At 40.7% G+C, this 15,462-nt stretch carries 11 protein-coding genes; 2 read left to right on the top strand and 9 right to left on the bottom strand.

Translation table 11 applies throughout. The annotated features are described in order from the left end of the window. Positions 1 to 98: 98 nt before the first annotated feature. Positions 99 to 1,001, top strand: coding sequence for a 1,4-dihydroxy-2-naphthoyl-CoA synthase (locus tag KXJ80_RS02325; protein WP_099457187.1), 903 nt, complete (start codon positions 99 to 101; stop codon positions 999 to 1,001). Between the two features lie 167 nt (positions 1,002 to 1,168). Beyond that, positions 1,169 to 1,372 carry a DUF2061 domain-containing protein gene (locus tag KXJ80_RS02320; protein WP_218737741.1) on the top strand — a complete coding sequence of 68 codons (204 nt, stop codon included), beginning with the start codon at positions 1,169 to 1,171 and terminating at the stop codon, positions 1,370 to 1,372. Positions 1,373 to 1,576: 204 nt separating this feature from the next. On the opposite strand, the gene KXJ80_RS02315 is transcribed toward KXJ80_RS02320, so the two are convergent. The 9 genes from KXJ80_RS02315 to KXJ80_RS02275 form a co-directional block, all read right to left on the bottom strand. Further along, complete coding sequence (locus KXJ80_RS02315; RefSeq protein ID WP_249555685.1) at positions 1,577 to 2,323, bottom strand: hypothetical protein; 747 nt, start codon at positions 2,321 to 2,323, stop codon at positions 1,577 to 1,579. Continuing rightward, complete coding sequence (locus KXJ80_RS02310; protein WP_249555687.1) at positions 2,316 to 3,476, bottom strand: protein-PII uridylyltransferase; 1,161 nt, start codon at positions 3,474 to 3,476, stop codon at positions 2,316 to 2,318. Before KXJ80_RS02310 ends, KXJ80_RS02315 begins: the two co-directional genes overlap by 8 nt. Further along, positions 3,466 to 5,799: a sensor histidine kinase gene (locus tag KXJ80_RS02305; RefSeq protein ID WP_144346117.1), complete on the bottom strand. Its 2,334-nt coding sequence runs from the start codon at positions 5,797 to 5,799 to the stop codon at positions 3,466 to 3,468. The genes KXJ80_RS02310 and KXJ80_RS02305 overlap by 11 nt, the downstream gene beginning before the upstream one ends. Before the next feature lie 104 nt (positions 5,800 to 5,903). After that, complete coding sequence (locus KXJ80_RS02300) at positions 5,904 to 7,574, bottom strand: N-6 DNA methylase (protein ID WP_249555647.1); 1,671 nt, start codon at positions 7,572 to 7,574, stop codon at positions 5,904 to 5,906. Positions 7,575 to 7,710: 136 nt separating this feature from the next. Further along, a complete protein-coding gene (locus KXJ80_RS02295; protein WP_249555649.1) occupies positions 7,711 to 9,306 on the bottom strand; it encodes a Tn7-like element transposition protein TnsE in 1,596 nt (531 codons plus the stop codon). Then, on the bottom strand, positions 9,303 to 10,811 hold the full coding sequence (locus KXJ80_RS02290) for a TnsD family Tn7-like transposition protein (protein ID WP_249555651.1): 1,509 nt from the start codon (positions 10,809 to 10,811) through the stop codon (positions 9,303 to 9,305). Before KXJ80_RS02290 ends, KXJ80_RS02295 begins: the two co-directional genes overlap by 4 nt. Before the next feature lies 1 nt (position 10,812). Then, entirely contained in the window at positions 10,813 to 12,471 is a 1,659-nt protein-coding gene (locus tag KXJ80_RS02285; RefSeq protein WP_249555653.1) for an AAA family ATPase, read from the bottom strand. Next, on the bottom strand, positions 12,471 to 14,552 hold the full coding sequence (locus KXJ80_RS02280; protein WP_249555655.1) for a TnsB C-terminal domain-containing protein: 2,082 nt from the start codon (positions 14,550 to 14,552) through the stop codon (positions 12,471 to 12,473). Before KXJ80_RS02280 ends, KXJ80_RS02285 begins: the two co-directional genes overlap by 1 nt. Next, positions 14,536 to 15,366, bottom strand: a complete 831-nt coding sequence (locus KXJ80_RS02275; RefSeq protein ID WP_249555657.1) for a TnsA endonuclease C-terminal domain-containing protein — start codon at positions 15,364 to 15,366, stop codon at positions 14,536 to 14,538. Before KXJ80_RS02275 ends, KXJ80_RS02280 begins: the two co-directional genes overlap by 17 nt. Positions 15,367 to 15,462: the final 96 nt, after the last annotated feature.

Genomic DNA, 15,462 nt, shown 5'->3' with positions numbered 1-15,462 from the left:
GGAATTTTGCAATTCATCACTAAGCATGGTGCTTAGGCGATTGACCAGAAACATGATTCCGCCTAGCCTTTGAGCTTCAATTATATAGGCCTTGCATCATGACTAAACCAGTATCAGATATTTTTGATCCCACACTGTGGGATGAAGTCGACGGATTTAACTTCGACGATATTACTTACCATAGAGCCAAAGCCCACGGCACAGTGCGTATCGCCATCAATCGCCCAGATTGCCTCAATGCCTTTCGTCCAAAAACGGTTGATGAGTTATATATCGCCCTCGATCACGCTCGTCAATGGTCCGATGTAGGTTGTGTATTACTCACTGGCAATGGCCCCTCGGCTAAAGGACAATACTCATTCTCCTCCGGCGGCGATCAACGCATTCGTGGTAAAGATGGTTATAAATATGAAGGCGCCGAAAAGGGCAAAGCCGATTTAGCCAGAATGGGGCGTTTACATATCCTCGAAGTCCAACGATTGATCCGCTTTATGCCAAAAGTAGTGATCGCGGTCGTGCCTGGTTGGGCCGTGGGTGGCGGACACAGTTTGCATGTGGTTTGCGACTTAACCTTAGCCTCCAAGGAACACGCCGTCTTCAAACAAACCGATCCCGATGTCGCGAGTTTCGACTCAGGCTATGGCAGTGCTTATCTTGCCAAGATGATTGGCCAAAAGCGCGCGAGAGAAATTTTCTTCTGCGGCTTTAACTACAGTGCCGATGAAGCCTTTGCCATGGGAATGGTGAATAAATCGGTTCCCCATGCCGAACTCGAAGTCGAAGCATTAAGATGGGCCAAAGAAATCAACTCAAAATCGCCGACAGCGATGCGTATGTTGAAGTACGGCTTTAACATGACAGACGACGGCATGGTTGGCCAGCAACTGTTTGCGGGTGAAGCAACACGTTTAGCCTATGCCAGTGCAGAAGCTCAAGAAGGGCGCGATGCTTTCCTTGAGAAACGCGATCAAGACTTCTCAGCCTTCCCTTGGCATTACTGATCGAAGCTGATTGCCATATAACGCCCTCATTTGAGGGCTTTATATTTTTTAGCGCTTATAGATAGAAAAAACCGTTTAAACTAATCTCAAAATACGGCTTTAAATTTTAATGAGAATTGTTATCATCTAATCATTCCCAAAAGGGGCTTACATTAGAGGATAGAATCATGACCAAGACACTTACTTTTGCCATATTACATTTCAGCGTTGCTTTTACTGTCACTTATTTATTAACAGGCAGTGTGCTTGTTGGTGGGGCAGTAGCCTTAGTTGAGCCCGCTATTAACACTGTGGTATTTTATTTCCACGATAAAGTATGGAAACGTTTAGAAGCAAAAAAGCAACACGCGCTTGATGCAATAACAGCTTAATAGCCTAAGCCACCAGCAAATAACTCTAATTAAGCCCCAATAAAAAACCGCCATTTAGGTGTGAGAGAGGAATAAAGTTTCATACTTATCCATTTGTAGATGCTGATTTTTGGCTGGTAAAAGCAGCACCTAAAAAATAAAGTATCACACCAAATCTAGATCAAGTTCCAATTTAGATCAGAATTCTAGTAATAAAGAATCATACTAGTACAGATAAGGATTTGATAACCTAGCTAAATCGCAAGTTGCAACGCTTTCAGCACCACTATATTCACTATGCATCCAATAATTACTAATTTGCTGAAAGTAGTCTTTCCACCAATTTTTCTGCGATTCTTTTACGATTTCTTGATACGTTGTATCTGCTCGAAGGTTCTTCCAAGTTCTCTTATCGAGGAAGTTTGTTAAGGCGAAATCTATAGCCAAAAACAAGTCTAGCGGGGGATGCATTAAACGTGGTGCATCCATTATTAATAAATCCCCATAGTTAGAAATATCGTCTTTAATGGCCCTTCCTCCGTGATGGAAATGGTAACTTGGGTGTATAAAGTCAGGCTCACTACCTTTGGGATTATTCTTATGATAATCCAAATGCCAAGCCCCTTTCGCGAGTTCAGCAGTGTCTTCTGAACAAGCTTCATACACAATTTCCACAACAGCACTATCTACATCACCAAACTTAAAAGCACCATTTTCAACTAATGATATATCCAAATTTAAATAGGCTGACAAACCAGATCCATCCCATTTATCACAGCGAATTAATTGTTTATCTGATACATTTCGAAACTCAAGACAATATAATTTATATGACAATCCTCTTGTCGCATTAGTCCTTTCTAAGGACTTAATTAGGTCATATAAAGGACTGGAACTTACTATCACTCCGTGCTCATCTAAGACTCTTATAAAGTCATGCACTTGACATATTGTATTATTCTTATCACTCATCGGAAGTTAATCTTTTATAAAGAGGTTTAACTTTTTTCTGGTAATCATGATCAACTGAAAACTTTGGTGTATGTCTTCTGTTGTATACCGTTTCAACATCGAGATATATTTTTTGCTCCCACGGTTTCAAATCCACAGCTTTTGCAATTAATGCATCATATGGGTCAAGTGGAGTACCTGAAACAATGCAGTTCACCCAAAATTTTTCGCTTTGCTTTCCGTTGGAATATTTGGGAATAATGGCATTAATGTCTGTAAGTAATGTAATTTTTTTTAAAGCATCAACTCTTTCCGACGCCTTCATAGCTCGTAGCACTTGCCCTTCTGGATAATTTTCTAACCACCAGTCTTCTATTCGAGAAAACCACCACCGCTCCTTTAATTCAGAAAAGACACCCTGATATTTATATCCATTAAGTAACCCTTTTAAGCGTTCCCAATCTGCAGACCTGGAAATATCTACTCCTAATTTTGTAGCGAGCATTTCTTCTGTAATTAAAATTCCAGCACTATATACAAAGTTATTTAGCAAAAGAGATATTAGAGTATGAATATCATGACTCTTAGTTTGAATGTACTCTACAAATCTATTATCAGTGTATTTAAACACTGCTTCATCCCACTTTAATAATGGCTCTAATAGCTCAAATGGCTTTGAATATAGGGTTGCTATATTAGGTAACACATCTTCCCGTGCATGCTTATATGCTATAGCTAAAGCTATAATTATCTTACTAACTTTACAAGCATACTCTGAAGATGAAGCGACATTTCTTTTTTTAACTGCATAATCAAACAGATTATGAGCACTTTCATCTAAATCGTAGTATTGAACAAAGACATCTTCATTGGAAAGAAGAATAATAGGAGCACTATCAATTTCGCGACCGATCATTTCAGTACGAAAATTTTGGGCTAGAGATGTTCCCCAATAATCAGCCGTATTTCCATACTCATTAGCCGCATCCAATTTTTGGTCTATAATCAAACCATCAAACTTATCAGAGGAAAACTTTCGTACAATTTCTTTCATTGTCCTCACACGAATATGCTCGATCTGAACCTTTCCCTCACCGAAATGTTCTAATTCGTTGATAAGAGGCTGAATATCATTTTGATGATCATCATCAATATACAAATATCTAATAAGCATCTTCAGGAATCTCATCTTCTGTTGCTTTAGGGATAATAATTTCTATGCATGTATTATACCCTTCAGAGGGGTCAATAATAGAAATATCCCCATCAAATCCCAAAACAATATCTTTAGTTATTGTCAAACCAAGCCCCATCCCTCTTAATTGCTGGCTATCTATGGCATAAGCACCTTGTGAAAGCTCTGTAGTATACAAGGCGTTAAAAACTCTACCCCAGTCTTTACGCGGAATACCATCACCATTATCTTCAAACCGAATAACATGTTCCTCGTTAGTTGACGTCATGACTAATTTCAAACACCCTTGCTGACGTCCAGCTCTAACAATAGCCTTACAGGAATTGGTAAATAAGTTCATTAATATTGAAGATAATTCGGAAAGGTGGATAGGTTTAGTCCAAAAATCGTCACCTTGAAAATCGATGTTAAGATCATACCCTCTACGCTGAATCGTAGGTAACATGGCGTCAAAAAAATTTCGAATTACATCCCGTAGCTCTATAGAACGTCTTGCTCGTTGTGAATTACTACGAATTGTGTCCGTAAAAAAGTCTGTATAAGAGACCAACATATCGATGTTCGACTCCATCTCTTTTGCAGATGTCAACGCTTCACAATGGTCCTTCACTAATCGTTGCAACTGCTTCCCATTTAGCATTAAATTATTAAGATAAAGCTGAATTTCATGAGTAAATTCAGCGATGGCTAAACCAGACGATGCGAGAACACGATACATATTCTTTTCATCAATAAGTTCACGAATTAACTCCTTGCTCTCTTCGAGAGCTCCCTTAATTTCGGAAGTGGTTTGAGAAATATCTGTACCGTCTGAGTTCTCTGGATTTGAATCTTGGTTTATTTGACCTTTATTGTTGGACGGTTGCTCGAGTTTCTCTACTTGTTCTGACAGGCTTTTAAAACTAGTTTGTATTTTTTCTTCTAGGGATTTTTCAGGTGATACATATCCCTTCTGACTGGAAGTAACTTTTCTTCCTCGTTCAGAAGTTATTCTCATCACGGCACTTTTTATGATTTCATAACCTATCCTTTGCAACTCATTGAAATAGTGGTTTTCAATAAGTCCTTCACGTGAAGAAGTTTCTTCAAAATGAAACCCTTCACTATCGGTTATATCAATATTCCCTATAAAGTTCGTGTTAGCGTGTGGTGGTAGAATTAAACGCCTTCTAGATGAATCATCTAACCCAAGCCAATCATCATGACGCGCTCCATATGGGGGTACATAAAAGCCATTGCGATACAGTTTGACCCCCCCGTTATCTCGCAAGTATGTTTGCAAATGAGATGAGCGTTTCCCTCCTTTTGCTAATGGGAAATAATGTACTTTAAATAAAAAGCCAACTTTTTTAAGAGCCTCTGATTTTATTTCTGATAACTCATAAGACTCATTCATTTCAAGGTTACTTACCCCCCTGATATGCAATTTAGGAGTACCTTTTTCCGTTATTTCAGCCTCAATTACGGCTAATGCTTCACTCAGAAATTCTGTTTCATCATTTACTATAGAAAATGGTTCCCCACATAAGGTAAGGCGATTAAAAAACTCTGGTTTAAAACCAGGGTCGACAACTCCTGACTCTAAGGTTTTAGGAACAACTTTAATTACTGAGCTTGTGTACTTAAATGCAGTAGAAATATTATCAGGAGTCCATGCTTCTCTTGTACCCGATATTATTAGTTTTGTTCCTTTCTCAAAAAAATAGTTATCAAACTTTTCGTCACCATAATCATCAAAAGTTTCTGAAATAGTATTAGATATAACGGTGAGGTTAGCATTTGACTTAAACTTTTCCCAGTCAATAGTGACTATTTTGAAAGGTTCATCGCAGGATGTACGAGTAACGATAGTCAACATTTTACCTATTTTATGGGCTGAAAATCGACCTATTCCTTTTCGGCCAGCTCTTGGACGTTCATACACAGGTGATAATGGGTATTCTTCTTTATCTGACGTACTTATCTTCATAAAGCCTTTAACCAAGGCTTCTTTAGTCATCCCATTTCCATTATCAATTATCGTAATACTACCATCAGGCGTATCTGTATCACTGAAGATCACCTTAACTTCTGAAGAGTCAGCATCATAGCTGTTTTTAATTAGCTCACTGAGAGCTGTTGTTTTTTTTGCGACAAGTTGCTCTCCAAGACGCTTTACTAAATTTGCGTCTACAGAAAATCGTACATTATTGGTGTCAAACTCTGACAACTCAGAAGCAATTTTTAATACAGATCCATAATCGAGTTTTTTTTGTGAAATTAAATTTACTAGTTCTTTTTTTAAAGCATCTTCATTATTCATAAATATGCATACTCCGTTCGCAACATTCGTATATATATCATATGTGTAATTCATCTTAGGGTATATTCCATTTATCACCCTATATAACCAAATCACACATCTTCTTAGCCCCCTCGGCTAAGCCCTCTATACCTATCCAGCCTTAACATATGAGCACATTTATTTAATTCATCAAAATCACTTAAGGGTATATTTTCGACTTTACAAATAACGTTATCAACAATCTTTTGAGCTTCCTCTAGCAACCCTTCAGCAACCAATACGTCTATCTTAGACGTTATGTGTGAAAGTGCCTTAATTACTTTCGTGCTAGTAAAGATAGAAATATTCTTTGCCGCTGTAGGCTCAAGCTTCAAAACTCCAGAACCATATGATCTTCCTACTAACTCCGCTGAAAGTTGAGAATAAGAGGATAGGAAAGACACTGCAATAGCTTTTTTCTCTGCATAGCTCATGTTATTTGTAAAAAACACCCGATGGATAGAGTTAGTACAATTAATCTTTGAAGTATTAATGACCAATCGAGGCCCTTTATCTAACATATATGAAAGAAATCCATCAGGATACCGACCATCATCTGGATAATACCAATTCACTCTTTTTGCAAAAGTTCTATTAGTCTTACGTTTATTTCGGTCAAATTTTGCTAAATAACTTCTGACTGAAGAATTTTTCACCTGCAAATTCTCAGGGCATACAAGTAGACATTTGTGACCCTCTTGAACTATTCGGTTATGTCTAGCTGGAGTATGAATAATCCCTTTTAATTGCGAAAAACGCCCAATTACAGGTCGTAAATCTCTTTGCTCAAGGTTCAGATCGTTTGTTTCTTTCTCGCTAAGAACAAATTTCTTATTGTCACCAGTCACCATCCCTATAACGACGTTTGATATTTCTCCCATTCGTTGAGTTAAGTGACTTTGTTCCAATCTATTCATAAGTGTTATGACTGCTGAAGTCATTAAAGAGTATTTATAGTTTTCAGGAAAAATTTGTTGCAACTCGCTACTAACTGTCACTTTTTCTTTAAGTGAACTCAAATCCTCAGCAACAGAGTACTGAATGATTGCACTATCCCTAGGCTGATTGTTGAAACCATCAGCTAATAAAACAACGGATATTTCATCTGCTCCTGATGACTGAAAAAATCTTTGGTTGAGTTTTATCACCTTAAGACTCTCAAAGTGTTTTTTATATATTGAAAGCAAAGCTTTTGCATAATCAGCATGAAGCACACTACTGGGTAGCACCCAAGCTACTCGTGCATTTCTTTTAAGAAAAGATAGAGAATGAAGCAGAAAAAAAGCCCACAGACTCGCATTACTTCCTATTGTTTCATCTGCATAAGGGGATTCTCTCAGAATTTTTTTGCAACTAGCCCGCTGATGTTCAGACATATTATGCATAGAAACGTAAGGTGGATTACCAATGACAACATCAAACTCAACACAACCAAAGTCTTGCGTTGTTGTTTGAATAAAATCTTTGCAGATAAAACGATTGCTAATACTTGCAATTTTACCTAATTTATCAAATAGAAAGTCAAATGCTTTCAGGTCAATATCAGCCCCGTAAAGTTGGTTGTTTGGAGCTTCGCACCCTAATAATCTCAGCGTATTGACACTAGTTTCTAAAAAACCACATCCCCCGAAACTAGGCTCTAAAACAACCTCATCAGGGGCACGAATAGCCCAATCACACAACACTTGGCTTAAGTTGTTAGGTGTGTAATAGGCGCCTAAGGCTTTACGTTCAGCTTTTGAATGAGTAGACATAGTGTTGTTAAAAATACAGTTATTTAGTGTCTTATATCGATATTGTACCACTGGGTCAATGATAAACGGGCATCGATAACAAAATAGACTAAGGCACTCAGTATCGATAGCTGATAAGTCTATCGATAAACATTAGTTATGTAAGGGATTCAAAAAACCTATCACTCCATTTCACAACCTCTTTTTCGCTTAAAGCTCCTCCTTTGCCAGACTTCTGATGCGGAACCCAAAAGTGATTTTCATTACCAACTAAAGCATTCAGATGCTCCTTAGGCCAAGACAAGGAAGCCTTTAGCAGTTGTTTTTCTATCTCATGTAGGTGTGACTCTATGTCACCAATTGCGCTGGCACGGATTACTTTTGTCGACAACGCCTTACTGGAATCAGATGTATCAACCTCCAATAGGTAATAACCAGTTGTTTCTACAGTGATATGAGTGACCGACAAACATCTAGAGTTACCGTCCGTTTCCAGAATATGCCTTTTGCATTTACCAATGGCAGGCAGTTTTCTAAGTGGATATTTTACGACCTCACAGCCATGCTTTTTCTCCAGAAGATCCAACATCGCAAAGTAGCTAGTAAATTTGTCTAAATACAGATGAGAATCGTCCGTTTGCTCGTTCAAATTATCCCATTCAGCACTCGGTAGATCACCGTTTGGCCCCTGCTCTTCAGTACTGACATCGCTAGAAGCTTCACTTGGTTCCTCCTCGTCTTTTTTACCGCGGCCCACAGACTTTCTTTTCTTACTGACCTTAGATGTTTGCACTGCTCGGTCAAACTCAAACTCCGTAGTATTTTCACTTATCATGACCGGCTTATTATCACGACTTCCCTCTGCGGTTTCGTCGATATCATGATTAGGTGGGCGATCAGCTCCTGTTCTTGCTGCTCGGCCCTGTCCGTTTACTTGGGAATAAAATTTGGGGCTGAAAAATTCGATATGTTCCGGCAGATCGGTAGGTATATTTAAAATGCTGGATATTTCATAGACAAACAGGGTATTAGTCTTGAGATCAAAATGCCCCTTCAGTTTCAACTTAGCTCCTTTTAGCGCAGGAGGGTCAAACCTAAAGGCCCAACGCCGGTATTGCCCCACATCGTATCCATCGTTCAATTGGTAATTGCCGATACTCTCAAATGAAGGCTTAGCATCTTTGTCCATCAGCAACCAAGCGATTAATCGACGATAACCATAATCATTGAATAACTCCCAGTTTCCAGAAAAGGTTTCCAGTACATTGATGATGGTCTTATCACCATCTTGCTCAAGGGAAAACTCATTACTCAATAGATCGTGAACCACCGAAGAACGGGCTAAGTAGGCATTATGGAAGAATAATGCTCGCGCCAACTCGAACTGAGGTAGGTACACCCTAGTTCCGTCAATCAGTTGAAACACAAAACAGTATTGACCTAATTCCTTGGGTAATCGTCTTTCAAGAGCAGGACAATTTTCGAGCTTATCAACTTGCCAATTACTGGTTGTAGAGATTTTAATCGTCTTTTCAAAATCTTTACGATAATAGTCTTTGGTCGGATTGATTATGTGCTTACGTATAAGGATAGGTGCATTAGAAAGGATAATTGCATCAGGGCCGTTATCTTTACTTGGATAAATACTGAGGTTAATTCCCCATTGTTTACTATCCTTTTTACGGAATAGATCACCTATACCATTGATCCAAGTATCGTCTTTAAATCCCTTAAGATGCGTAGTACCGTTCAAATCCCAATAATTTCCTTTAGAAATAGACTTGCTTGTTCGGTGAGGCGTTCTTCGCTAAGTCCTGACTTTCTCAAAACTTGCCAACGTTTCAGCGGCTCGTCATTCAACATAAGAGATATAACTGTTCCGGTTATTCTTCTTATTTGATATTCAAAGATATTTTCACAATAACGATCAAAAAACAATCTGCACAACGGAAGTAATTTCAAGTGTTTTTCAATACTAGCTTTATGATCAAGCTGGTTTAGATACCAGCTTATCGAGCGTCTGGGCATATCCTGCAATAGCTCGCTCAATTCACGAATGTGTATCAGCTTTTTAACTGTATCTCGATCACGTTTCTGCCAGTCAACCTTTGCTTTATGTTTTGGTTGCGGCATTTTATTAACCTGATTTGTTTTGAGTAACCAATCTCTGTCACGACGATAAAGCCAAGCATAAAGATCATCAAAACCATTGAGGCGTGCTTGCTTGGTTCCTTGTATTTCAATGGCTTTTCGCCATCGATTGCGACATTCATTCAGTAAATGTTTATCTGTTCCACTCAGTATCTTGCTCGATTTTTTCTTATCTGGCTTGAGCCGTATAACACTATCGATGACACTTGCAAGCTTCCATCTAGGTTCTAAGAAGGCATGAAGTACAACTAAATGCTCTAAGTAGCTAAAAGCCTTACGATGCTTACGAAATATACTTTTAAGCCAATTAGCTTCGTCGTCATTTGGCATTAGCCCATATCGGGAAAGCCAGTTTGTGCCCCAAAAACTGAGGACTTTGTCACGGATAAGGTCATGACGTATAAAAGAGCCACGAGTGCATAAGTGATTAACTGCTAGATTGGCGTACCAAAGACTCCATTGTGAGAACTCTGGTGCAAGCACAACCTCTAGGTTCAACAAGTCATTAATACTTTCAGCAAGCAAGTTGTATTGCCATTCACCTTGAAGCTGTTCAACCTTAGGGCAAATAGTCAAATCAGCGGCTAAAAACTCATGCCTATGCACATCGTGGCGAAATATTTGTGAATCTATGAGCTTGCCATGAACAAGGCAAATTTCGGAACCAGCAACTTGCCAATCGCGCCGCCAATAGCATTCTCCATGTTTGCTTAACTGCTCGAGCATACAAGTTGGACAATATCTTAGGTATTTAGGCTGTCTTATACGCGAAGCCGCCACCCCGACCGAGAGATGAACAGAACTTTTACTGTTTGCCGTAAGCTCCTTAACTAGAGCTATCCGTTTTATTTCGCCTACGAAAGGTGCATACAAAGGAAAAAGAGTATTTCGATAGAGCAAACCGAGCGATGTAATCTCAAGTTCTTCAGGATAGAGTGCTGCGATATGTTGTAAGTGCGATGGCAAATCTGACGAAGCAATGATCTTAGTATCACCGAATACTTCAAATAACAGCTCCTTTGGCGAAGCTATACCACTGTGGATCCCATGCCTTGCAATAGTGCTGTACAGCAGTTCATCGCGATAAGGCAAAGGAAAGCCCAACATATCAGCCTACTTTCTTCAGCCACTTAGGCACATCGAACAATTCTTTACCGTATTTCAACTCTTCGTAAAGTCGCCCTTTGTCTGCTTGAGAGAATTTGAACCTCAAATCTTCGGAATCCAGCGTATGCCAATCCGAGGGCTTAATAGTCTGAGTTTTGACCTTTTTTGGTGATTCGGAAGGTTTGGAATACCAGTCCAGAATAATTCGGCTTAGCTCAGGAAGAGACAAATTCGGATGCTGCTTGAAAGCATTAACAATCAGTGGCTGCAACAATTCTGAGTCGCATCCCATAGCCTGTAACATGGTATACAGCCGCATAGCGTTCTCATCACCGGCAAAGGCCGCTTCATTTTCTTTTTCGCTCTGTCGCTCTTCAATTAGTCTCCTTAGCTCAATAAGGCGCTTATCAATCCCTGGTAACTGTAAATCTGAATATTTAACGATAAGCTGAGGATCATCTCTACGTAAAGCGTCCAACATGGGATGTACTGGCTTTAACTCTTGCTCATATACGGTCCGCAACAATTTAGTGGTGATCCGCTCCAACCCCGTAGAAATAGCTCGCATCTGTGCAAGCACGAATATTTTCACGACTATATCGATGACACCCTGCGACAAATCAAACCAACAATCGCGAATTTCATCACTCAACACCTCATCACGATTGCTCAACCACTGGTATTGCCAAAGCTTGTCAGTAAATGCCTGCCATTCGGTTCTTCTCGATTTTCCCGTCTTAGGATCCGCTTTAGCTAAACCTTCTTGCATAGGCTCCCAAAACAGCGAACCGAACCCAGCACTGCGTCGACCAGCCTGAAGTTCCATTTCAAATATAGGCCTAGCTTTAGGCGTACCCACCATCACAACGGGCACCCCAACCACGTTTACAAGCGCAACAAAAAACTCCAGCATCGCTTCTTTGCTTATCGAACGCTTCAACGTTAATCGTTGAATTTCATCTATGACCAAAACACCTATTGCCCGCTGTGTTGCCACCTGTCCCATAAGAGAAAGCAGGACTTCAGTACTATGGCGTTTACGAGCATACTTTTCTTCATATCCAGTATGGAGGGTACGATCAACTTCGCGGAAAAAATTCAGGCATAAGCTCTTCAACGAGCCATCTGACGGGCATTCGATTCTCAGATAGGGCATCTGAATGAAGTTATATTTTTTGTGATAAATGACTTGCGGATAAGTCGCGAGAATACGATTAATTGTCGAACTCTTGCCGCTACCAGAACAGCCAATCAATGACATGCTCTTTGCCGTCGAGTTCGATTGTGTAAAACGAAAATCGTTCGTAGCTCCTGACATAATCCTTTGGTAGCCTTCCTGCATCTTCTGATTCAGGGAACCGTCCGCAATATTACGCCCCACATAACCACCGCGGATCATGACTGATATTTTCTCCTCTAACTGCTTGTGAATAGACAGTGGCTGGAAAAAATCATCGAGTAGTGCACTAATCTCGTGAGCACGTATATGCCCTTTTACATAACAGTCCTTAGGGTTGAACTCCACCTTACCTGTTAGCTTAACCTTGAGGTCTTGTAAATCCATTATAGGCGGCAGAGCCTCAATCAGCGGATTACCGCGATAGCGTTCGAGACCAGGATCGATGTAAACTGCATCGACAAAGTTATCTGGTAATGACATCAGTCATCCTCCCCAAATAGTTCATCGATATAATCAGGATAATCCAAGTCTGGCTCAGGGTTTACAAGATGGATCACCTTACCAGGTTTTCTATTATCCTTTGTAACGGGATGGTGCGCCTTCTCAGCTCTCTCCCTAGCCTTTTCTTCCCGCTTATTTTCGTTGATAGCACGTATCCGCTCAGCATTGGAAATCCCCGAAGTACTAGGTGCAGTCTTTTCCGCTTGAGCTATCTTATCGATGACAAATTGCTCATGTTGTCGTTTCTTTGCCTTAGACTGCACACGAGCTTGCCCAGTCGTCATTTTCTGCTCATCACGAAGTAGCCAGACATCCCAAAATGAGGCGCCTTGAAACTCTCTTGATCGGTCAGCCAAGTTACATACCCAATACTTGTTATTACCCTTTTCCGGAAAAAGGTAAATTCTATCGGCAACAAGTGGATCGTAAGCAGCTTCCATATTGGCTGGACGCTTCACATCCTTCCCTCTATGCGTCCAACCCAATTGCAGCAATTCAGAAGACGTATAGTAAATACCGAATAGACAAACTCCCAACTCAGACAAAGTGGCCGTTTTTCTTGGCAAAAGGGCGATACGAAGCGCATCTTCATCAGCTTGGTGCAAGCGTCCTGTTCGGTGCTGTAAACCCCAGTTCCACAAGTGAATAGGGGTTGTAGACAGATCCGTCGGCATATCTGAATCTCTGTCATACTTTTCAAGTACTGCGTACTGATTATGATAAAGCACTGATGAGATGATGATCTGAGAAAACTCTTTTACTGTTAGCTTCGCGTCTAGCCGATAGTCGTTTCCACCGCGTTTTTTTACCATAGTACCCGAGACATAACCTGGCACAAACGAACCAAAGGAAGCCTGAATAGTTTTGAAATTACGTTCAACAATACCTTTTGCATCACCTCGGTAGGGCGGCGTATTTTCTATTCTGACTGCAAAATTGCTCTCTAAACTCTCAATCTGATGACCCAGTAGCTCACCTCTATCAGCTAGAATGGCATCCGGTAGGCCTACACTAGGCCAATCCTCCGATGCAATATCAAAACCTAACGCTTTGCAGTACGACGTTTTATCGGTAGCCGCCATAAACAAAGCCTGCATAGCTGCAGCATAGGAGGCATTTTCAAAACCAATATAGAAACCAACAATCATGCGGCTGAACACATCAATAACCATATAAACAACGGGACGGCCGACGATGTTTGCCCTCTCACTATCTGATACAAGATAAAGATCAGCTATTGTGGCATCTATCTCGTAACGAGATCCTGGTCCAAGCACTTGAGTATTGGCAGTACTATGAAGGGGCCTAATATCTTTATTATATTCAACGTTCGACACACGCTTTCTTAGCTTTTCAGGTTGAGAATACTCGCGCTTGTAGAAGTGCATCATCTGCCAGTTACTGGGCAATTCTTCTTGAGGCGTATCAGGAAAATAATTTAAATACAGAGTCTCGAAACGACGATGAGCATAAGGGAACGAATGGCCCTTATCTTTCAGGAGATAGCGGTCAATTGCGATACGAAAAAGACGTTCAATAAATTCATCAATTTTAGCCCCAGTTCCTGGCTCATATTTACGCGGACGCCCAAGCTTTTTATCCTTGGCCAACCGTCGTTTACCCTTGCCACCGGAATTTTTATAATCAGGTAATAGAGCGTTCGGCGTCTGCCCACGCTGCCAGTAACGACGAGCCAGCCGATATAGCGTCTGTTTAGTTGAACCATGCTCAGCAAGAATGCCTTTAATAACCGCTCCGCGGCTTTGAGGCCTATAAAAGTCCGGTAGAGCAAGTAGTGGTTTAATTAATGCGTAGTTTGTATCGCGCTTGGTTCTAGCAACACTACCTTCAATAGGTGTTTCAAAGGAAAGTTTTTTATACGGATCATTTGTACGTTCAAGATTTTCCTGATCAATTGCCTTTGTCAGTTCGCTCGTCAATATTAATTCAGGAAAAGCAGTTGCGTCATCGATATCTATCCATACCAAATACTCGCCGAGTTGTTGCAGAACTCGATATCTATGCTCACCAAACTTAAGAACCTCATTGATTCGAAACAAGGTATGTCTCCCTGATAAAACCTAGCTCTCCAGCATTCAAATCACACGCCTTGAGTTTGGTTGTTGGAATGAAGATATCGAAGGAGAAATAGCGCTTGGCCAGCAAGCACCTTACTTCGTAAAGCGATTCGCCAAGCGGCAGGTCATAGGCCGCATCCAATTCCTTGCACAAGGCGAGTACTGTCTTATTAGGGTTCTTTTTGAAATGATGGGCATAGAATTCGATCTGCTGCAGTGCCAGCTCAGCGTCCTCTGCTTCTTCCCTTTGTGCCGAATAGAGCCATTTGATGTTTCTAGTCACCACATCAGGCACGTCTTGTTCTGTGATCAGATACCAAGGCAAGGTTTTCTCCTGCCAATAGAGACGCTCGAGTTCAACTTTTTCGACAGTTCTCACATCGCTCAAAGCCGAGGAATGCTTTGCCTGCAATACAAACCTTGGTTCTTCCTCATCGGTAGAATCGACCAAAAAATCCGACGACATGTACTGATCGATACCCGCGATGTTTGGATGTTTTATCCCTGCGCTGCCAGCAAGTCGGCGAGTGATATCACGCTCAAGTGGAAATTGCTCGCGGATCTGAGTGACTTCACAGTGCCACTCCAGCATAAGGAATACCGAAAGTTCTATATCAGAAAAAAGGTGATGGGTTCTTTGCGATTTGTGGCCAAATACACGATGAACACGCCCTAAAGATGGAAAATCCCTAACGGTTAACCAAGGTTTGTAGTCTGCATGCAGGCCACTCCCTCGACCTTCCTTTATCCATTTGCCAAATTGCTGCTCTGAGCAGCCCTTTAATCGTGAAGCCATAAAAAACCACCGATATTAGCTCGTTAATCGAGCATAATGACGATGGTTTTAGTATGCAACTTTATTACCTCTCTTTTTTAGAGCTGATGACCTTAT

The organism is Shewanella xiamenensis (assembly GCF_024971755.1).
GTDB classification, from domain to species: Bacteria; Pseudomonadota; Gammaproteobacteria; order Enterobacterales; family Shewanellaceae; genus Shewanella; species Shewanella xiamenensis.
The sequence above is the reverse complement of the archived record's forward strand: the minus strand, read 5'-3'. Positions and strand labels throughout refer to the sequence as shown.